Annotated in this window: 12 protein-coding genes; 6 read left to right on the top strand and 6 right to left on the bottom strand. The window is 72.1% G+C overall.

Annotation, left to right across the window (positions count from 1 at the left end):
- The first annotated feature begins 235 nt into the window (after positions 1–235).
- Entirely contained in the window at positions 236–970 is a 735-nt protein-coding gene (locus CG740_RS11650) for a YwiC-like family protein (protein ID WP_234376198.1), read from the top strand.
- Between the two features lie 64 nt (positions 971–1,034).
- On the opposite strand, the gene CG740_RS11655 is transcribed toward CG740_RS11650, so the two are convergent.
- Complete coding sequence (locus CG740_RS11655) at positions 1,035–3,944, bottom strand: lysylphosphatidylglycerol synthase transmembrane domain-containing protein (protein ID WP_442802819.1); 2,910 nt, start codon at positions 3,942–3,944, stop codon at positions 1,035–1,037.
- 221 nt (positions 3,945–4,165) lie between these two features.
- Here CG740_RS11655 and CG740_RS11660 point away from each other — a divergent pair, with 221 nt between their 5' ends.
- From CG740_RS11660 to nudC, 5 genes are all read left to right on the top strand, one after another.
- The gene (locus CG740_RS11660) at positions 4,166–4,564 is read left to right on the top strand and encodes an MGMT family protein (RefSeq protein WP_275901278.1); all 399 of its coding nucleotides are present in this window, start codon (positions 4,166–4,168) and stop codon (positions 4,562–4,564) included.
- 161 nt (positions 4,565–4,725) lie between these two features.
- Complete coding sequence (locus tag CG740_RS11665) at positions 4,726–8,196, top strand: ATP-dependent helicase (RefSeq protein ID WP_100574975.1); 3,471 nt, start codon at positions 4,726–4,728, stop codon at positions 8,194–8,196.
- Positions 8,197–8,550: 354 nt separating this feature from the next.
- A complete protein-coding gene (locus CG740_RS11670; protein ID WP_199846411.1) occupies positions 8,551–12,189 on the top strand; it encodes an ATP-dependent helicase in 3,639 nt (1,212 codons plus the stop codon).
- A gap of 10 nt (positions 12,190–12,199) precedes the next feature.
- The gene (locus tag CG740_RS11675; RefSeq protein WP_100574977.1) at positions 12,200–13,615 is read left to right on the top strand and encodes a dipeptidase; all 1,416 of its coding nucleotides are present in this window, start codon (positions 12,200–12,202) and stop codon (positions 13,613–13,615) included.
- Positions 13,616–13,687: 72 nt separating this feature from the next.
- Entirely contained in the window at positions 13,688–14,659 is a 972-nt protein-coding gene (gene nudC, locus CG740_RS11680) for an NAD(+) diphosphatase (protein ID WP_234376199.1), read from the top strand.
- 286 nt (positions 14,660–14,945) lie between these two features.
- Here the strand turns inward: nudC and CG740_RS11685 are convergent, their stop codons facing one another.
- The 5 genes from CG740_RS11685 to CG740_RS11710 all read right to left on the bottom strand — a co-directional run bounded on the left by CG740_RS11685 (position 14,946) and on the right by CG740_RS11710 (position 17,243).
- The gene (locus tag CG740_RS11685; RefSeq protein WP_100574978.1) at positions 14,946–15,146 is read right to left on the bottom strand and encodes a hypothetical protein; all 201 of its coding nucleotides are present in this window, start codon (positions 15,144–15,146) and stop codon (positions 14,946–14,948) included.
- 220 nt (positions 15,147–15,366) lie between these two features.
- Positions 15,367–15,591, bottom strand: a complete 225-nt coding sequence (locus CG740_RS11695; protein WP_100574980.1) for a hypothetical protein — start codon at positions 15,589–15,591, stop codon at positions 15,367–15,369.
- A 92-nt stretch (positions 15,592–15,683) separates the two neighbouring features.
- Positions 15,684–16,520 (bottom strand): helix-turn-helix domain-containing protein, encoded by an 837-nt coding sequence (locus tag CG740_RS11700; RefSeq protein ID WP_100574981.1) that lies wholly within the window; start codon positions 16,518–16,520, stop codon positions 15,684–15,686.
- 14 nt (positions 16,521–16,534) lie between these two features.
- Positions 16,535–17,053, bottom strand: coding sequence for a DUF6879 family protein (locus CG740_RS11705; protein WP_100574982.1), 519 nt, complete (start codon positions 17,051–17,053; stop codon positions 16,535–16,537).
- Positions 17,037–17,243, bottom strand: coding sequence for a hypothetical protein (locus CG740_RS11710; RefSeq protein ID WP_100574983.1), 207 nt, complete (start codon positions 17,241–17,243; stop codon positions 17,037–17,039). Before CG740_RS11710 ends, CG740_RS11705 begins: the two co-directional genes overlap by 17 nt.
- Positions 17,244–17,608 lie beyond the last annotated feature (365 nt).

A 17,608-nucleotide genomic window follows, 5' to 3' on the forward strand; every position in this document is an offset into this window, starting at 1 on the left:
CGGGAAATGCGGACGCCTCCGGACGGCCACCAATGAGCCTACGCCCGCCGTTTCTTGGAATCCGGGGACTTTGGTCCCAGTGGGCGGTGACCTAATTCCGCAAATGTCCCGGGGACGGCCTGGGAAACTGATTGCGGCGCCGGATGCGCGGGGCCTCCAGTACTTTTGGGCATTTTGGGCGAAGGGAAAGGTGGCCCGCCGTGAGGATGGCGAACGGGGCGAACGGGGTGAGCGCGTGAGCCGGAGCCGGTGGCTGCCGAACCAGCACGGGGCGTGGGCGATGCTCGCCGTCCCGTTTCTCGCCGGCACGTTTCTGGGCCATCCGCGCTGGGTGCACCTGCCCCTGCTCGCGGCCTGGCTCCTCGGCTACCTGGCGGTGTACCACGCCCAGCAGTGGCTGCGGCTGACCCGGATCTCGCGCAACCCGAAGGCGCCGCGCCGCCATGTCCGCCCGGCGCTGGTCTTCGGCTCGGCCGGGGCGGCGGTCGGCCTCGCCCTCTCCGTATCGCACCCCTGGCTGCTCCTGGCGGCGGCCTGCGCGGCCCCTTTCGTCGCCGTCAACTCCCTTTACGCGTACGCCAATCGGGAACGGTCCCTGCTGAACGGGGTGGCGGCGGTGATCCCGGCGTGCGGCATGCTGCTGGTCGCGCTCCGGCTCGGGGGCGGCTCGTGGGGTGCGGGGGTGGCCCCGGCGCTGGCCTGCCTGCTGTACTTCGGCGGGACGGTGCCGTACGTGAAGACGATGATCAGGGAGCGCAACTCGGCCGCGTACCGCCGCGGTTCGGTGGCCTACCACGCCGCGGCGCTGGTGGCCGCGTCCCTGCTGAACCCCTGGCTGGCGGCCCCCTTCACGCTCTACCTGCTGCGCGCGTCCCTGCTGCCCGGCCGGGGCCTGAAGGTGGGCGTGGTGGGAGCGGTGGAGGTCCTCTGCTCGCTGGTGCTGCTGGGTGTGGTGGTGGGGGTGTTCTAGGGGCGGCGTGCGGGTCGTCGGGGTGCGGGTGCGGGCCGGTGTGGGCCGGAGTCGGGATGGGGGCCTACAACTGGCCCTTGCGCGTGAGGTAGTTGAAGCACAGCCACCCCGGCAGTACCGGCAGCCAGAAGGTGAGCAGGCGGTACAGGAGCACCGCGGAGGTGGCGGTCTCGGCGGTCATGCCGGCGATCGTCAGAGCCGTGGACAGCGCCAGCTCGACCGCGCCGACACCACCCGGCGTCGGCGCCGCCGAACCGAGCGCGTTGGCCGTCAGGAAGACGACCGCCACGCTCGCGTAGCTCAGCGTGTGCTCGCTCCCCGTACCGAAGGCCCGGATCGACGCGTCGAGGCACATCACGAACACACCGGTCAGGAGCAGCATCCCGCCGATCCCGGTGACGAGCTTCTGCGGCCGCTGGAGCACGTCCAGCATGCGCGGCACCACTCCCGCGAACAGCGAGCGGACCCGGCTGACCACGAACTTCCGCAGGAACGGGACCGCGGTCACGACCAGGATCAGGACGGCCGCCGTGAGCAGACCCGCGATCACCGTGCGGGACGGGGAGAGTTCCGAGGTCTGCTCGGTTCCGGTCACGTACCCGAAGATCAGCAGCAGCGAGATGTGCGAGGCGAGCCCGAAGAGCTGCGACGCGCCCACGCTCGCCACCGCGAGCCCCGGCCGTACCCCCGCGCGCTGGAGGAAGCGCGTGTTGAGGGCGACGCCGCCGACCGCGGCCGGCGCCACCAGCTTCACGAAGGAGCCCGCGACCTGCGCCACCACGGCCCGCCAGAACGGCACCCGCTCCGGGACGAAGCCGAGCAGACTGGCCGCGGCGGCGGGGTAGGACAGCGCCGAGAACAGCACGGCCGCCGCCACCCAGCCCCACTGCGCGTTGGCGACCAGATCGCCGAACTTGATGTTGGTGAGCTGCACCAGCAGGAAGTACGCGGCGAACGCTCCCGCCACAAAGCTGATCAGCGTCTTCATCTTGATGCGCTCAAGACGGACCGGCTCCACCGGAGCCTGCGGCCGGATCAGCAGCACCTGGTGGCGGATCTGGGTGAGCAGATCGTCCTCGTGCGCCTCGTCGAGCGCCTCGTCGATGGCGACCTTCTCGGCCTTCTTCTCCGCCTTGACCGCCTTGCGGTCGTCCGGCGCGGCCACGGCCTCGGGGTGCGCCGCCGCGGCCTTCGCGGCTGCGGCCTCCGCGGCTTTCGCCTCCCTGGCCGCGTCCGACGCCTCCAGGACCGCCTCGCGTTCGCGCTGCGCCTGCTCGCGGCCGAGCCTGCGCAGCGTGGCACGGGTGGAACGCGGCAGCGCGATGGGCTGGAGCAGCGGAAGGCTGTCGGCGACCGCGTCCGGGCCGAGTACGTCCAGGGCGGAGGCCACCGAGCGCTCGGCGCCGACCCGCAGGCCGAGCGTGGTGAGCAGCTGGGCGATGTCCATCCGCAGCACGATGTCGCCGGCCGCGATCTCGCCGCCGCGCAGATCGGTCACGATCACCCGGCCCGCCCGGTCCACCAGGATCGCGTCCCCGGCCAGCCTGCGGTGGGCGATCCGGCGGGACTGGAGCGCCTCCACCTGACGCCAGGTCTCGCGCAGGAGATCATCGGTGATCTCCTTGTCGTCCAGGGAGTCGAGGGAGCGGCCGCCGGTGTGCTCGTAGACCAGCATCACGGCGTCCGGGCCCAGCTCGGAGGTGGCGATCAGCTTGGGCGCGTTCGCCCCGGCCGCGATCGCCGCGTACGCGAGAAGAGCCTCCTGCTCCAGGGCCTGTCTGAGGGACTGGATGGAGCGGCGGGTGGTGATGGAGCGCAGGGTGAGGCGGCGCCAGACCCGGTAGAAGAAGCCCTGCGCCTGCTGCTCGCGGTCGACGACCGTGACGTCGAGGGGCGGGGCGTCCCGCAGGGTCACCAGATAGCGCCGGCCCCGCTCGCCCTGGTCGAGGGAGTCCGGTACGTCCTCCGCGCGCAGCGCGGTCACGGGGTCGAAGCCGACGTGCCTGAGGCCCGCGAGCAGGGTCTGGCCGGTGGGCCGCACATTGGGGGAGCCGACCGCGTAGAGCGTGCCGTACGCGACCGTCCAGCCGATCAGGATCGTGACGATGATCGAGAACGGGGTGGTCTGCGCGCCGACGAGCACCGCGAAGGAGTTGAGCAGCAGCACCGCCCACAGCGCCACCCGCCACCGCGGCCTGCGGGCCATGCCGACCGCCGTCATATAGGCGATGACCGGGGCGAGATAGCCGTGCACGGGGTCGGTGAGGCCGCCGGCCGTCGTCTGCCGGGTCAGCGCCTCGGTGATCGAGCCGGGCGCGGACTTGGCGACCCAGAGGTCGGTCGCGAGGGCGACGCCGTGCGCGAGCACCGCGGCGAGCACACCGTCGGCGATCCGCAGGCCGTCGCGTTTGATGAGCCGCTCGATGGCGAAGGCGACGGGCAGCACGAGCACGGCGATGCTGGAGGCGAGGCCGGCGAGCCGGATCAGCACGTCCGGGGTGCCGGTGGTGCCCTTGGTGATGTCGTCTTCCAGACCGGACGTGGTGCCGTGGGCGAACGCGGCGATGGCGAGGACGACGGCGATCGCGAGCACACCGGTGAGCAGCCGGAGCAGGTCCGAGGGACGGTGCACGCGTGCGGGCAGCAGCGGTTCGTCCACGGAGACGCGTTCGATGGAGCCGGAGGTGTCGTCGCACAGGGTGGCGCCGCCGCCCGTGCCGCACTCCGTCGGCCCTGACCCGGCGGGGCCCTCGGGCGGCTCGGAGGGGCCGGGGGGTTCGGCGGGGCCGGGCGGTTCGGAGGCCGCCGGCCCGCCGTCGCTCCCGGGGCCCTTCCCGGTGCTTTCGGAGCCCGTTCCGTGGCCGGCCGGCGCGCCCGGTGCCCCGGTCCCGTCCGCCGGCCCGGGGGCCTCGGACGAGGCGGGCTCCCGCCCCGTTCCCGGGGTGCTGCTTGCCGCCGCCTCGGGTGGCTGCACGCCCCGCTCCTTCGCTGGCTCGTCCGTCTTGTCTCTGTCTCGTATCACCGCTCACCGCCCGCATGATGGTGGCATGTCCAGAGATCCGAGGGGGGCATCAGGGTGCATTGCCGGGGCGTGCGCGGTGTGAGTTGCGCCCTTTCGCCGCTCCGCGACCGCATCACACCCGCAAGGGGACGGAGCCGGGGCGACTGTCGGTGGCGTGCGGCAGTATGGAGCGGATGAGCCAGGAGCAGCGGGATCGGGCGGACGAGGCACCGCCCGAGCTTCCCGAGTACGCGGAGCGGGTCCTCGATGTCGCCGAGCGGATCCCGCCCGGCCGGGTGATGACGTACGGGGACGTGGCGGAGTGGCTCGGCGAGGGCGGCCCGCGCCAGGTCGGCCGCGTCATGGCGCTGTACGGCAGCGCGGTCCCGTGGTGGCGCGTGGTGCGTGCGGACGGCGCGCTGCTGCCCGGCCACGAGCTGCGCGCCCTGGAGCACTACCGGGACGAGACCACCCCGCTGCGCGAGGCGGGCCGGTCCGCCGAAGGCCATCTGCCGCGGCTCGACATGCGGCGGGCGCGCTGGGACGGCTCCGGCGCGGCGGGCGGACTCGGCGGCGGGGCGGCTCATACCTGACAGCTTCCGCCATCCGGCCACGCCGGGGGCGGCCTGAGGACCGTACGGATGACTCGCTGCGTTCCGGGCACGGTTCGGCGTACCGTCGAGGGTCCGCGCCGACCGCGCGGGCCCCGTAAGCACCATCACGACCAGCACACCCACCAGGACCGGCGATCCACGTGAACTCCTCCTCCACCGGGCGTACGGCGTACCACCAGGTACGCCGGGCGGCCCCCGGCGCGTACCGGCTGGTGCGTACCCTGCCGGATCCGGTGGAGCCCCCTCTCCTTGACGCACCCCAGCGCAGGGTGGTTGACCACGGCTCGGGTCCGCTTCTCGTGCTCGCGGGGCCCGGCACCGGCAAGACCACCACCCTGGTCGAGGCGGTCGCGGCGCGGGTGGCGGCCGGCACGGACCCCGAGCGCGTCCTGGTGCTCACCTTCAGCCGCAAGGCCGCGGTCGAACTCCGCGACCGGATGGCGCTGCGGCTCGGCGCCGGCGCCAAGAGCCCGCAGGCCACCACGTTCCACTCGTACTGCTACGCCCTGGTGCGCGCGCACCAGGACGCCGAGCTGTTCCGCGAGCCGCTGCGGCTCCTCTCGGGCCCCGAACAGGACGTCGCCGTACGCGATCTGCTGGCCGGCCAGATCGACCTCCAGCGCACCGGGCTCGCCCATGTGGGCTGGCCGGACGAACTGCGGGCCTGTCTCACCACGCGCGGCTTCGCCGACGAGGTGCGCGCGGTGCTCGCCCGCAGCCGTGAACTCGGCCTCGGCCCGGCCGCGCTCGCCCGCTTCGCCGAGCGCGCGGGGCGCCCGGACTGGAAGGCGGCCTCCGCGTTCCTCGCCGAGTACCTCGACGTGCTCGACCTCCAGGGCGTCCTGGACTACGCGGAACTCGTGCACCGCGCGGTGCTGCTCGCCGAGCGCATCGCGCTGCCCTCCTACGACGCGGTGTTCGTCGACGAGTACCAGGACACCGACCCCGCCCAGGTCCGGCTGCTGCGGGCCCTTGCGGGCGGCGGTCGGACGCTGGTCGCGTTCGGCGACCCGGACCAGTCGATCTACACCTTCCGCGGCGCCGACATCAACGGCATCCTCGACTTCCCCGACGCCTTCCCCCGCGGTGACGGCCGCCCCGCGCCCGTCGAGGTGCTCACCACCTCGCGCCGCTCCGGCACCGCGCTCCTGGACGCGACCCGGCTCCTGACCCGCCGCATGCCGCTGCCGCGGCTACCCGCCGAGCAGGTCCGCGCACACCGCGCGCTGCGGCCCACCCGCACCGGCGGCCGGGTCGAGACGTACACCTACCCCACGGTCTCCACCGAGCTGGACAACATCGCCGACCTGCTGCGCCGCGCCCACCTCGAAGAGGGCGTCCCCTGGCAGGAGATGGCGGTCCTGGTCCGCGCGGGCACCCGCGCGATCCCCGCGCTGCGCCGCGCCCTGACGACGGCGGGCATCCCCGTGGACACCTCCGGTGCGGACACCCCGCTGCGCGACGAGCCCGCGGCCGGACCGCTGCTCGCGGCACTGCGTGTGGTGGCGGAGGCCGCCGTGAAGGAGGCCGCCCCCTCGGCGGAGGCGGCCGGGGCCGAGGCCGTCCCCTTGGCGGAGGCGGCCGGGACCGAGGCCGCCCCCTCGGCGGAGGCCGCCGGGGCCGAGGCCGTCCCCTCGCATGAGGCAGCCCCGGACGCCTCGGCCCCGGACGCTCCCACCCCGGTCAGCCTCGTGCACCCCCGAAGGGGCCCGGCGAACCCGTCCGCCGCGGCGCCCTCCTGGCTCGACCCCGAGACCGCGCACACCCTGCTCACCTCGCCGCTCGGCGGCATGGACACCGCCGACCTGCGGCGCCTGGGCCGGGCCCTGCGCGACGAGGAGCGGGCCGCGGGCACCCGGCTCCCGGCGCCCTCGGACGTGCTGCTCGCCCGCGCCCTCGCCGAACCCGAACGGCTCGTCGCACACGCCCCCTCCTATGCGCGCGGCGCCCAGCGTCTCGGTGCTCTGCTGCGCAAGACACGCGAACTCCTGGCGGGCGGCGGCACCGCGGCCGAGGCGCTGTGGGAACTCTGGAACGGCACGCCCTGGCCGGGGCGCCTGGAACGCGCGGCGCTGCGCGGCGGCGCGGGCGGCCGGGCCGCCGACCGTGACCTCGACGCGGTGTGCGCCCTGTTCGACACCGCGGCCCGTGCCGAGGAGCGCACCGGCGGCCGGGGCGCGCTCAACTTCCTCGAAGAGGTGGACGCGCAGGACATAGCGGCCGACACCCTGACCCGCCGGGCCGTCCGTCCCGATGCCGTACGCGTCATGACCGCGCACCGCTCCAAGGGCCTGGAGTGGAGCCTGGTCGTGGTCGCCGGGGTGCAGGAAGGGCTCTGGCCCGACCTGCGCCGCCGCGGCTCGCTCCTCGAAGCCGACCGGATCGGACGCGACGGCCTGGCCGAACCGCTCACCCCGGGCGCGCTCCTCGCCGAGGAACGACGCCTCTTCTACGTCGCGGCCACCCGGGCCCGCGACCGCCTGGTGGTGACCGCGGTCAAGGCTCCGGCCGACGACGGCGACCAGCCGTCGCGCTTCCTCACCGAGCTAGGCGTCGAACCCCGTGACACCACGGGCCGCCCGCGCCGGCCGCTCGCGGTGGCGGCGCTCGTCGCCGAGCTGCGCGCCACCACCGTCGACCCGGCGGCCTCCGACGCGCTGCGCGAGGCCGCCGCCGAACGCCTGGGCCGCCTTGCCGCGCTCACCGACGACGAGGGCCAGCCACTGGTCCCGGCCGCGCACCCGGACCGCTGGTGGGGCCTGCACGAGCCGACCCGCTCCCAGGTCCCGCTGCGCGACCGCGAGCTGCCCCTCGCCCTGTCCGGCAGCGCCCTGGACCAGCTCGCCAACACCTGTGCGCTGCAATGGTTCCTGGGCCGCGAAGTGAAGGCGGACGCGCCCGCCACGGCCGCCCAGGGCTTCGGCAACGTCGTCCACGTACTCGCGGACGAGGTCGCCTCCGGCCGTACGCCCGCCGACCTGGCCGTCCTGATGGAACGCCTCGACTCGGTGTGGGACGCGCTCGCCTTCGACGCGCCCTGGAAGTCCGTCCAGGAGAAGCAGAACGCGCGCGCCGCCCTGGAGCGCTTCCTCCAGTGGCACACCCTGGACCGCGCGGGCCGCACCCCGGTCGCCACGGAGCACGGCTTCGACGTGACCCTGGAGGCGGGGGAGTACGAGGTCCGCATCCGGGGTTCCATGGACCGTGTCGAGAAGGACGTCGAGGGCCGCGCGTACGTGGTCGACTTCAAGACCGGCAAGCAGCCGCCCACCGCCGCCGAGGTCGCCGCCCACCCCCAGCTGGCCGTCTACCAGCTGGCGGTCAGGGAGGGCGCCCTGGACGAGGCCTTCGACGGCCACCGCCCCGACTCGGGCGGCGCCGAACTGGTCCACCTGCGCCAGGCCGCCCCCAAGCGCGAGGGCGGCGACGCCTACCCCAAGGTCCAGTCCCAGCCGCCCCTTGAGGGCGCATGGGTGGGCGACCTCCTGGCCACGGCAGCGGGCAAGGTCCTGGACGAACACTTCACCCCGACCCCGGGAACGCACTGCACGCACTGCACGTTCCGGGCATCGTGCACGGCCCAGCCGGAGGGGCGGCAGGTGGTGGAGTAGCGCCGTGCGGCCTCCCCGCGCCCCGCTTCCGTCCGCGGGCCGTGGTCGCTTCTCGCGCAGTTCCCCGCGCCCCTAAAAGCCTCGGTGCTGGCCCGCACGGGGCACTTCAGCCTGTCCGGCGTTTGAGGACGAGCGCCCTCAAGGCGCGACCGGGGTCCGGGGTGGAGCCCCGAAGGGGGTGCAGGGGGCGAAGCCCCCGCCGGGGTCCGGGGGCGGAACCCCCGGGAAACACCCTTCCCTTCCCCCCACCCCCGGAGGGTTTCGGGAAGGGGCGGGGAGGGGCACAGCCCGCCGCAGGCGCCCCCACCTGCACAACCACCCCCATTGTCAGCACCCCCCACTACCCTTCCTGACGTGCCCACCCACCTCAGCGACCCCGAGCAGCTCAAAGAGCTCCTCGGCATCCCGTTCACCCCGGAGCAGACGGCCTGCATCACCGCGCCGCCCGCCCCGCAGGTCATCGTGGCCGGAGCCGGCTCGGGCAAGACGACCGTCATGGCGGCCCGGGTCGTGTGGCTGGTGGGCACCGGCCAGGTCGCACCCGAGCAGGTCCTGGGCCTGACCTTCACCAACAAGGCGGCCGGCGAGCTGGCCGAGCGCGTGCGCACCGCGCTGATCCGGGCCGGCATCACCGACCCGGACGCCCCCGAGCCGGAGCAGGGCGAGCCCGGCATCTCCACGTACCACGCCTTCGCGGGCCGGCTCCTGACCGACCACGGCCTGCGCATAGGCCTGGAGCCCACCTCGCGGCTGCTCGCCGACGCCACCCGCTACCAGCTCGCCGCCCGCGTGCTCCGCGAGGCCCCGGGGCCCTACCCGACGCTGACCAAGTCGTTCGCCTCCCTGGTCAGCGATCTGCTCGCGCTCGACGCCGAGCTCGCCGAACACCTCGTACGCCCGGAGCGCCTGGCCGCGTACGACCGCGAGCTGCTGCGGACCCTGGAAGGGGCCAAGCTCAGCAACGCCGAGTTGCGCAAGGTGCCCGAGGCCGCCGCCGCCCGGCTCGAACTGCTCGACCTCACCAGCCGCTACCGGGCCGCCAAGAAGAGCCGCGACCTGCTGGACTTCGGCGACCAGATCGCGCTGTCCGCCGAGCTCGCGCTCACCCACCCCGAGGTCGGCCGGATCCTGCGCGAGGAGTTCAAGGTGGTGCTCCTGGACGAGTACCAGGACACCTCCGTGGCCCAGCGCCGGCTGCTCGCCGCGCTCTTCGGCGGCGGCACGGGACACGCCGTGACCGCCGTGGGCGATCCCTGCCAGGCCATCTACGGCTGGCGCGGCGCCTCGGTCGCCAACCTCGACGACTTCCCCCGCCACTTCCCGTACGCCGACGGCCGCCCCGCCACGCGTTTCGCGCTCTCCGAGAACCGCCGCAGCGGCGGCCGCCTCCTCGACCTCGCCAACTCCCTTGCCGCGCCGCTGCGTTCGATGCACGAAGGGGTCGAGGCGCTGCGCCCGGCCCCCGGCGCCGAGCGCGACGGCGGCGTCCGCATCGCGCTGCTCGACACCCACCAGGAGGAGATCGAGTGGCTCGCCGACTCGATCGCCCACCTCGTGCGCACCGGCAAGGCGCCCGGCGAGATCGCCGTCCTGTGCCGTACGGCCGGCGATTTCCCGCAGATCCAGGGCGCGTTGGTGGCCCGGGACATCCCGGTCGAGGTCGTCGGCCTCTCCGGCCTGCTGCACCTGCCGGAGATCGCCGATCTCGTGGCGGTCTGCGAAGTGCTCCAGGACCCGGGCGCCAACGCCCCGCTGGTGCGCGTCCTGACCGGCCCGCGCTGGCGCATCGGCCCCCGTGACCTGGCGCTGCTCGGCCGCCGCGCCCGCGATCTGGTGCGTCGCACCCGAGCCGGTTCCGACGACCCCGACCAGCGCCTCGCGGACGCGGTCGAAGGCGTCGACCCGGCCGAGGTGATCTCCCTCGCCGACGCCCTGGACACCTTCCTCGAAGGCGCCGAGGACGACGGCCTGCCCTTCTCCGCCGAGGCCCGCGTCCGCTTCGCCCGCCTCGCCACCGAGCTGCGCGACCTGCGCCGTTCGCTCGCCGACCCGCTGATGGACGTACTGCACCGCGTCCTGACCGTCACCGGCCTTGAGGTCGAACTCTCCGCGTCCCCGCACGCGTTGGCGGCCCGGCGCCGCGAGACGCTCTCCGGCTTCCTCGACATAGCGGCGAGCTTCGCGGCCCTCGACGGGGAGGCCTCGCTGCTCGCCTTCCTCGGCTTCCTGCGCACCGCCGCGCAGTACGAGAAGGGCCTGGACAACGCGCTGCCCGGCGGCGAGAACACCGTGAAGGTCCTCACCGCGCACAAGTCCAAGGGCCTGGAGTGGGACGTCGTCGCGGTCCCCGGCCTGGTCACGGACACGTTCCCGTCCACCCGGTCGAGGGAGGTCTGGACCGCCCAGGCGAAGGTCCTGCCGCACGCGCTGCGCGGTGACGCCCCGACGCTGCCCGGCGTCGAGGAGTGGGACGCGAAGGGCCTCAAGTCCTTCAAGGAGGCGATGAAGGACCACCAGCACACGGAGGAACTCCGCCTGGGATACGTCACGTTCACCCGCCCCCGCACCCTGCTGCTCGGCTCCGGCCACTGGTGGGGCCCCAGCCAGAAGAGGCCCCGGGGCCCCTCCGACTTCCTGCACGCGCTGTACGAGCACTGCGTGGCGGGCCATGGCGAGATCGAGGCATGGGCGGACCAGCCAGCCGAGGACGCCGAGAACCCGGCCCTCCACGAGTCGGCGACCACGCACGCCTGGCCGCTCCCGCTCGACCCGCAGTCCCTGGCCCGCCGCCGGGCCGCCGCCGAACGGGTCCGGGCCCACCTGGAGAGGACCGCGCCCTTCGACGACGTGACGCCCTCCTCCTCCGAGGAAGCGCCTCGTGGGAGCGCGCCCCATGAACCCCATGAGGAGGACGAATACGCGGAAGGGCCTTGCGGAGATCCTTACGGAGACGGGGAGTTCGGCGACCCGGAGGCCCTCGCCCCCGACGACTGGGACCTGCTGCCCACGGAGCGCCCGGCCACGTCCGAGCCTGCCGAGCAGCTCGTCGCGACGGAGCACTTCGACGACATGGAGCACGGCGATGTCACCGAGCAGTTCGTCGAGATCGACCAGTTCGTCGGCATGGAGTACCGCGACGACATCGAGCACGAGGAGCCCGCGGAGCACACCCGCACCGCGCCACCCCGCGCCGACTACGACGCCCGTGGCCACACCCCGGCCGAGGCGCCGGTCGCCATCCCCGCCCCGCGCCTGACCCCCGAGGACCGCCGCACCCTGCACTCCTGGGACCGCGACCTGGAGGCGCTCACCACCGAGCTGCGCCGGGCCCGCGCCACCAACCGCGAGGTCGAGGTGCCCGCCTCGCTCACCGCGTCCGAGCTGCTGAGCCTGGCAGCCGACCCCGACGCGTTCGCCCGGGACCTGGCCCGTCCCATGCCACGCCGCCCGCAGCCGGCCGCCCGCCGGGGCACCCGCTTCCACGCCTGGGTGGAGTCCCGCTTCGACGAGCTCCCGCTGCCCATGCTCGGCCCCGACGAGCTGCCCGGCGCCGACGACAGCGAGGCCGACATCGCGGACGAGCGGGACCTGGCCGCCCTCAAGGAGGCCTTCGAGCGCACCCCGTACGCGGACCGCACCCCGTTCCGCACCGAGGCGCCCATCCAGCTGACGCTCGCCGGCCGGGTGATCAGGGGCCGGATCGACGCCGTCTACAAAGAGGGCGACGGAGCGCTCGCCAGGTACGAGATCGTCGACTGGAAGACCGGGCGTCAGGCCACCGCCGATCCGCTCCAGCTGGCGGTCTACCGGGTCGCCTGGGCCGAGCAGCTGGGCGTCCCGCCGGCGTCGGTGACGGCCGCGTTCGTGTACGTACGCACAGGTGAGACGGTCCGTCCGGCGCGGCTGCCGGGTCGGGCCGAGCTGGAGGCGATCCTGCTGGGGCGCGGTCCGCAGGGCGGACCGGAGGACCGGCCACCGCCACCGGCCGGATAGGCTCAAGGGCATGAGCGAGACCCCGGACAGCGCCGTCCAGACCGCCACCGCCGTGGTGCGCACGTACATCGAGCAGCACCGCGCCGCCTTCCTCGACGACCTCGCCGAGTGGCTGCGCATCCCGTCGGTGTCGGCCCAGCCCGACCACGACGCCGACGTGCGCCGCAGCGCCGACTGGCTGGCCGCCAAGCTCCGCGAGACCGGCTTCCCGGTCGCGGAGATCCTGGACACCCCGGGCGCGCCCGCCGTCTACGCCGAGTGGCCGTCGGGCGAGCCGGGCGCGCCCACCGTCCTGGTCTACGGGCACCACGACGTCCAGCCCGCGGCCCGCGAGGACGGCTGGGACACCGAGCCGTTCGAGCCGGTGATCGCGGACGGGCGGATGTACGGACGCGGCGCCGCCGACGACAAGGGCCAGGTGTTCTTCCACACCCTCGGCGTCCGCGCGCACCTCGCCGCCACCGGCCGCACCGCCCCCGCCGTCAACCTCAAGCTCCTCATCGAGGGTGAGGAGGAGTCCGGTTCGCCGCACTTCCGCGACCTCGTCGAGCAGCACGCCGACCGCCTCGCCGCGGACGTCGTGATCGTCTCGGACACCGGCATGTGGTCCGAGGACACCCCGACCGTGTGCACCGGCATGCGCGGCCTCGCCGAGTGCGAGATCCAGCTGTACGGGCCCGCCCAGGACATCCACTCCGGATCCTTCGGCGGCGCGGTGCCCAACCCGGCGACGGCCGCCGCCCGCCTGGTCGCGGCCCTGCACGACGCCGACCTGCACGTGCGGATCCCCGGCTTCTACGACGGCATCGTCGAGCTGACCGACGCCGAGCGCGAGCTGTTCGCCGAGCTGCCCTTCGACGAGGCCGAGTGGCTGCGCACCGCCAAGTCGAGGGCGGCCCACGGCGAGGCCGGGTTCTCCACCCTGGAGCGGATCTGGGCCCGTCCGACGGCCGAGGTCAACGGCATCGGCGGCGGCTACCAGGGCCCCGGCGGCAAGACGATCGTGCCGTCGTCGGCGATGGTGAAGCTGTCCTTCCGGCTGGTCGCGGGCCAGGACCCGAAGCACATCGAGAAGATCGTCACCGACTGGGCCGCCGGGCAGGTCCCCGCCGGGATCCGGCACGAGATCACCTGGAGCGCCGGCACCCGGCCGTGCCTCACCCCGCTCGACCACCCGGCGCTCAAGTCCGTGGTCCGGGCGATGGGGCAGGCCTTCGGCACGAAGGTCCGCTTCACCCGCGAGGGCGGCTCAGGACCCGCCGCCGACCTCCAGGACGTACTGGCGGCGCCGGTCCTCTTCCTGGGGATCTCGGTCCCCTCCGACGGCTGGCACGCGCCCAACGAGAAGGTCGAGCTCGGCCTCCTGTTCAAGGGCGTCGAGACGACGGCCCATCTGTGGAGCGACCTCGCCGCCACCACAGCCTGAGCCGTCGGCCCCGGCCGCCGGCCGACAGAAATCGCTGAACACACCATCCACCCGGGGGAGTTGGAAGCACCTGTGAGCACCACCAGCAGTGAAGCCTTCACGGACCGGCCGATCGGGCTCGCCACGCCGATCGGTCTGACCGAGCCGAGCGGCATCGACCGAGCGGCCCACCACCGCCTCGACGAGGCCTGGCTGGCAGCCGCCTGGAGTCATCCGACGACCCGGGTCTTCGTGGTCTCCGGCGGTCAGGTACTGATCGACGAGCCCGCGGACGGGGCGGACGGACGCACCGAGCTCGTGATGACCCCGGCCTTCGAGGCCCCGGTCACCGAGACCCACCGCTACTTCCTGGGCACGGACGAGGACGGCGTCAGCTACTTCGCCCTCCAGAAGGACGCGCTGCCCGGCCGCATGGACCAGTCGGCCCGGCCCGCCGGACTGCGCGAGGCGGGGCTGCTGCTCTCGCCCCGCGACGCGAGCCTCATGACGCACGCCGTCGCCCTGGAGAACTGGCAGCGCCTGCACCGCTTCTGCTCCCGCTGCGGCGAACGCACCGTGATCGCGGCGGCCGGACACATCCGCCGCTGCCCGGTCTGCGGTGCCGAGCACTACCCGCGCACCGACCCGGCCGTGATCATGCTGGTCACCGACGACCAGGACCGGGCGCTGCTCGGCCGCCAGGTGCACTGGCCCGAGGGCCGCTTCTCGACGCTTGCGGGCTTCGTCGAACCCGGCGAGTCCATCGAGCAGTCGGTGCGCCGGGAGGTCTTCGAGGAGGCCGGTGTCACCGTCGGCCCGGTCGAGTACGTGGCGAGCCAGCCCTGGCCGTTCCCGTCCAGCCTGATGCTCGGCTTCATGGCGAAGGCCACCTCGTCCGAGATCAACGTGGACGGCGAGGAGATCCACGAGGCGCGCTGGTTCTCCCGCGAGGACCTGGCCGCCGCCTTCGAATCCGGCGAGGTCCTGCCCCCGTACGGCATCTCGATCGCGGCCCGCCTCATCGAGCTCTGGTACGGCAAGCCCCTGCCGAAGCCGTCCCACTGACCCTCGGACCGGCTTTTGGGCCCGGTCGTGATGTGTCCTTACCAAGGAACACCAGGAGCGCCCCGAGGGGGAGCCGGTTTTCACCGGCTTCCTTCTCGGCCTTCTCCGTCTCCTGCCTCTCCCCGCACGGGTGACAGTGGCCGGGCTTGCCGGGCTTCGGTCTCTCACTGTCCATGAGGGCCTTCTAGGTATGCCTCGGGGATGCAGGGGCACGTCCAGTAGTCGCCTATGTGTGCCTTCTTGAAGAACTCCACTACGTCCGAATAGCGCGGATCAATCCACTCGATCACGGCTCTTGACGGTCGAGGAACTTGACGGCCACGCCACGACGCCGGACCTCCGCCATGAAGGCGTACGGACCGAGGCCCCGGGCGCCCGTGCTGATGATGGAGCCGTTCTCCCCGGCAATGCTCAGCGCGAGTCGGTACAGGGAGGCCATGGTCTCGTCAGGGCTTAACTCGTCGGCCCGGTAGATCTCTGCCGTCACGGGACACGGTTCGATTCAGAGTCCCGGATCACTTCCGCCAGCTTCTCAGCGAGCGATGCGGGAATCATGCCTACATCAACCCACGGAGTGCCCCGGCCGCTCACCAACGGCCGGAGCCGTCTTAGCTGAGTCTCGGTGGCACCCACGTGCTCGAACGCTGCCATGAGCGAAGCGTGGGCATCCTCGGCCCGCTTCCAGCCGCCGCGCCACTCGTCCATCCTCACGACGCCTTCCCCGCCTGTGTGGCGTGCCCGGCGTGGTTCCGGACCTCTGCCGCAGCCTCGTATGCCTTGCTCCACTTCTTGGTCCTCTTGGCTGCTTCCAGTTCAGCGATGAGCGCGGTGCACACGCCGCACCCGTCTGCGGGGGCGCAGTCGTACAAAAACGCTTCGACCGCCCCGGCCAGTTCCACAGGCGGTTGTGGGTACTTGGCAGGTGTGGTCATGGCATCTCCTCTTCGGCAGCGTCTTTGATGCCCGACCAGTGTCGTCCAATTAGCAACAACTCCCTACATTTATGCACGTGTTGGACTAAAGATCACTGACGGCAGTGTTCGGCCCATGCCGTCAAGCACTCCCTTGCGGGGTCCCCGAAGAGGGCCGCTTCTTCATAGCCGGTGAATCGTCGGACGAGTTGCTGAATGTCCCGGCTGTCGCGGAACACGATTGCGCCTAGGTCGAGTTCTGCGGTGGCTAGCGTCTCGTCGTAGACCGTGAAGGTGTTCAAGGCCCCGGGGCCAAGATGGGTGCCTGTGGGGATGATTCCTAGCCGTATGTTCGGCTGACGGCTCAGAGAGGCCAGTCGGTCAATCTGTATCGCTAGCTCATCCGGGGGGATGAGCGGATAGCGCACGGCCTGTTCCGTGAGAAGGAACGTGAACGTCTTGGACCGGTCGAAGAGGACTCGTTGCCGGTCCAGCTTCATAGCTACGGCTTTGGCCTGTTGCTCGGGGGGTGCGGCGGAGAGGCTCGCACGGACGTATTCAGGCGTCGCCAAAAGCCCGGTAATCATGGACAGCAGGAAGTACCGGAACATGGTGGAAGTGGCTTCGAGCCCGGCTAGCTGTACCTGCTTCTTGTCCAGCCCCTTCCGGCGGAGCGTCCTTCCGTCTTGCCACTCGGTTTGAGCTATCCGCGCGAGAGCCATTACCTCAGCAGCGATAGCAGGGGACGCTTCAAGGCCCCTCAGGAGTTGTTCTACATCGAGTAGCGACGGGCGAGCTTTGTTCCCCTCAATGCGGCTGATCTTCGATTGAGACATGTTGCAACGTGCGGCAAGCCGAACCCCTGAGAGTCCGGCTTGTTTCCGCAAGTGCTTCAGCATGGCCGCTAGCTCGCGGCCAGACTGGTCTAGCTGGTCAGGCTCGATGGCCACCGTTCGCGGACTCCCTAGCCATGGACCTTGACCCATGCCGCGAACGGCACCGATTCGGAAAGCGCGATGCGCTGGTACTCGACGTACGGGGCGGGGTCGCCGTCGTACAGTTCCCGGCTGGTCTGCGTGCCGTCTTCGGCGTAGTGCATGAGTACCACTTCGGCACGGTCGAACATCCAGAAGTCCGGGGCACCCTCAAGCGGGTTCGGCCGGTCGGTCACGTCCAAGATTCGGATGTCGTCCCCGGCCCTTGAGTGCACGTCGTAGTACATGAACTCAAAGCGGAGATAGTCCGTGAGCGGCCGTGTGACGACGTGGACGCGCCCCTTCGACTTCCCTTCGGCCGTGAGCTTCCGTAGGCCGTCTGTGTACGCGGACGAGTAGGTGTCGGGGTCGAGCCGTTCCCCGGCAAGGAAGTCCCGGATGTCGCCGTCCTCCCCGGGCGACCGGTACACGGGCAGGGTCTCAAGCCGCCACGCTTCGCGCGTGAAGCCCTGCATGCGTGCCTTCCAGGCGTCACCATCCAAGAGCACGGAATGCCTCCCTCAACGTCGCTTCGGGGATCTCCACGAGTCCTTCCCCGGCGGGTGCGCTGAACGCGTCGGACACGTCGCCCTGGACGACGAACGAGCCGGACGCGGTGACGTACACGTTGGGGCAGTCGTCGTTGTTGCAGTTGCCGTTTCCGTTGCCGGTAAGTCGGGTCAGTTCCTCACGAGCCATGGTGTGAACCCCCTCGTACGCGGCCTCTGGCGGGCCGGTCGTGATGACGGTACGAGCGGGGCGGATGGGGCGTCTATGCAGGAACGCGACTATGCGCGTAGTCGCATAAAGAGACCCCTGCTGACGGGGGGACTGATGCTGGCCTGTGCCGGGGCCACGATTGGGCGGAGGGACCTACGCCCGAGCTGCCATGGGCGCTCTACAGCCTGAGCGGCACAGCTTGACGCTCCACATGTGGATGGGCGAGATCCGGGCCAGAGCAGCGTTGGAATTCCAACGCTGGGGGCGCGTCGGCTGCTCAGAGAGGAACGGCAGCCCCCTAGGAACTTTGGAACTTTGGAAGTTTGACCTGGGGGTCAATGGGG

Source organism: Streptomyces sp. CB01201 (genome assembly GCF_002803085.1).
GTDB classification, from domain to species: Bacteria; Actinomycetota; Actinomycetes; order Streptomycetales; family Streptomycetaceae; genus Streptomyces; species Streptomyces hundungensis.